This window comes from Methylobacterium sp. J-092 (assembly GCF_022829325.1).
In the GTDB taxonomy this organism is placed as follows: domain Bacteria; phylum Pseudomonadota; class Alphaproteobacteria; order Rhizobiales; family Beijerinckiaceae; genus Methylobacterium.
In genome coordinates this window covers 1-715 of the sequence record NZ_JAKSXU010000221.1, presented here as the reverse complement: position 1 = coordinate 715, position 715 = coordinate 1, and the positions used below count along the sequence as shown (strand labels likewise).

Annotated in this window: 1 protein-coding gene and 1 pseudogene; one reads left to right on the top strand and one right to left on the bottom strand. The window is 68.4% G+C overall.

What is annotated here, in order from left to right:
• Nucleotides 1-139: 139 nt before the first annotated feature.
• Nucleotides 140-274, top strand: a pseudogene (locus MKK60_RS28790) (hypothetical protein); the annotation flags it as partial.
• Nucleotides 275-315: 41 nt separating this feature from the next.
• Here MKK60_RS28790 and MKK60_RS28785 read toward each other — a convergent pair.
• On the bottom strand, nt 316-684 hold the full coding sequence (locus MKK60_RS28785) for a M48 family metalloprotease (RefSeq protein ID WP_409567464.1): 369 nt from the start codon (nt 682-684) through the stop codon (nt 316-318).
• Nucleotides 685-715: the final 31 nt, after the last annotated feature.

Genomic DNA, 715 nt, shown 5'->3' with positions numbered 1-715 from the left:
GCCCATCGATGTGAACGGTCAGGCTTTGAATGAGCGGGAGGCCCCCGGCCTATGGCGCCTCGTGCGCGAGCTCGCCGGGCGCCAGGACGCTCTCCCGCCGGACGCGGTGATCGTCGGCCTGACCGGCGGCTTCTTCGTCATGGAGGGCGCCGTACGCTTGGCCTTGGACGGGACGATCCTGACTGGTCGCACCCTCTACCTTCCTGCCCCTTACCTCGGCGTGCTCGACGGGCGTGAGCTCTCCGCGGTGATCGGGCATGAACTTGCGCATTTCGCAGGCGAGGACACCGCTTACAGCCGGCGCTTCACCCCGATCTACGCCGGTCTGCAACGAGCGCTGGCTGCGCTCGGCGGTTCCGGGGTCGGCAACATCCTCACTCGACCTGCAGCGTATGTCGGCCACCGCAGCCTCGGTACGTTCGATGCGGCGGGTACCGTGCCTGAGACGAGAGCACCGCGCCGGTCGGCTTCGAACTCGCGCACCCGGCTCCAGCGGGCCACGGCCGCATCGAGCGTACCGAGGCTGCGGTAGGCGACATACGATGCAGGTCGAGTGAGGAAGTTGCCGACCCCGCAACCGCCGAGCGCAGCCAGCGCTCGTTGCAGGCCGGCGTAGATCGGGGTGAAGCGCCGGCTGTAAGCGGAGTCCTCGCCTGAGAAATGCGCAAGTTCATGCCCGATCACCGCGGAGAGCTCACGCCCGTCGAGCACGCCG